At 69.4% G+C, this 2,040-nt stretch carries 1 protein-coding gene; it reads right to left on the bottom strand.

The window, feature by feature from the left end; genetic code table 11:
• Window positions 1–249: 249 nt before the first annotated feature.
• Window positions 250–2,040, bottom strand: a 1,791-nt coding sequence (locus V7050_RS20675) for a LysR family transcriptional regulator (protein WP_324370708.1), incomplete at its 5' end; no start/stop codon positions are given.

Here is a 2,040-nt window from a genome sequence, read left to right as displayed (position 1 = left end):
TGCAGGATGAGGTCGAGAACCTTCGGCTCGATCCGGACAGGCGTGCCGGAGGCGACCAGCTCGCGCGTCGCACCATCGAGGACGAAGGAGTCGAAGACGTATCTCACGCCGCGACATTACCGCAGTCCCGGCAGCTTTCACACGGTTTCAGATCGACCGCGAGCACGCTCGAGACCGCGACGGGGTCCCCGCGCGCGATCGCCGGTCGCTCGCCGCACCCGGGAACCGGACGGGAACCGGACGGGCCGCCTATTCCGGCAAGCCGAGAAGCCGCGCCCCATCCGTGAACCTTTCGGAGAGCGGTTCGGGCAGCCCCAGCTCATGGAACATGCGGGACCTGAATCCGGGTTCGAGCTGGAACCCCTGCGCAGCCCGCCGCGCGGCGAGTTCGGGCCGGCCCGCCAGAATCAGGGCGATCGCCTGAAAGAAATGCGCCGTGCTGAAATCCGGCTTCGACCGGGCGGCTGCGGCGAATGACGAAACGGCGTCATCGTAGCGACCCTCGACGAGCGCGGCTTCGCCGAGGGCGAGATGCGCTTCGAAGGCCAGGGTGTCATAGGGGCTCAGCAGCAGCGCGCGCTGGGCGTGGAGCTTGGCCGGCTCGGGGCGCCCGGCCAGCCCGTTTCCCTGCGCGGCGAGGAAATGTGCCGTGGCGCTCGCCGGGTTGAGCGATATTCCGCGCTCGATGGCATGCAGGGCCGCGTCGCTTTCCGTCGTCAGGAGCGTCATCACGAATCCCGAGATCGCGAGCGCCGTCCCGTCGTCGGTGTCGCTGGCGATGATCGCCCGGGCGTGCATGAGCGCGGCGCTCCGGTCGGATTCGTCGAAGCCGCCGCGGGTGAAGCACAGCTCGTGGCACCATGCGGTCAGTGCCTGCGCGGCGATGTAGTCGGGGTCGAGCTCGAGCGCCTGCCGCAGGAGGGGAAGGGCCTTCCTCGCCTCGTCCGGCATGCGAGCGGCGATGTGCGGCAATGCCCGCAGATAGAGATCGTAGGCACCGAGGCTCTCGGTGGGCTTCCGCCGGGACCGTTCGATCTCGGACCGCCGCAGGCTCGGCTCGACCACGGCTGCCACGCGATCGGCGATATGGTCCTGGAGATCGAAGACATCCTCGAGGGAACTGTCGTACCTGTCGGACCAGAGATGGGTTCCCGATTCGGCGTCGAGCAGGTGCGCGGTGATGCGCACCCGGCTCCCGGACCGGCGCACCCCGCCCTGCAGGAGATAGCGCACGCCAAGCTCCCGGCCCGCCTGGCGCGGATCCACGGCCCTGTTCTTGTAGGCGAAACCGGAGCTGTGCGCCGTCACGCGCAACCAGCTGATCCGTGACAGCGCCGCCACGATATCCTCGACCATCCCGTCGGAGAAATATTCCTGGCACGGGTCGTCGCTCATGTTCCGAAAGGGCAGGACAGCGAGAGAGGGGCGTTCCCACGGGGATCCTCGCGTCTCCGAAGGGTCGGCCCGCTGTCGCTCCGATCCTTCGGCGCCGGTTTCGTCGGCCTGCGGCCGGGCACGAACCGAGGCGACGATGCCGTCGCTCATGGACAGGAGTTCGCGCGCCGGCCGGAGGAGGGACCGGCCCTCCGGCGTCAGCTGCACGAGACTGCCGCTGCCGCGATCGAGCAGGCGGCGGCCGACGAGGGATTCCAGCCGCTCCACCTGCGCCGAGACCGATGCCTGAGGCCGGCCGACGAGCTCGGCGGTCTGCGCGACGCTCTCGTTCTCCGCGACCAGCGCGAAGGTGCGCAGCAGGTCGATGTCGAGCGCCGGAGGCGACCCGCCATCGTCGATTTCCACGAGCGCGCCCACGAAGCGGAAGCCGCGCCCGTGCGCGGTCCTGATGTAGCGCTGTTCGTGGCCGTCGTCGCCGAGCGCCCGCCGCGCCGCGCTGACCGCGCTCGAGATGGCCGCGTCGGAGATGATGCGGCCCTGCCAGACCACCTCGACCAGTTCGTCCTTCGAGACCACGCGATCGCGCGCGTCGATCAGGTGCAGGATGAGGTCGAGAACCTTCGGCTCGATCCGGACAGGCGTGCC

Source organism: Amaricoccus sp., from assembly GCF_036846665.1.
Taxonomy (GTDB): domain Bacteria; phylum Pseudomonadota; class Alphaproteobacteria; order Rhodobacterales; family Rhodobacteraceae; genus Amaricoccus.
The sequence above is the reverse complement of the archived record's forward strand: the minus strand, read 5'-3'. Positions and strand labels throughout refer to the sequence as shown.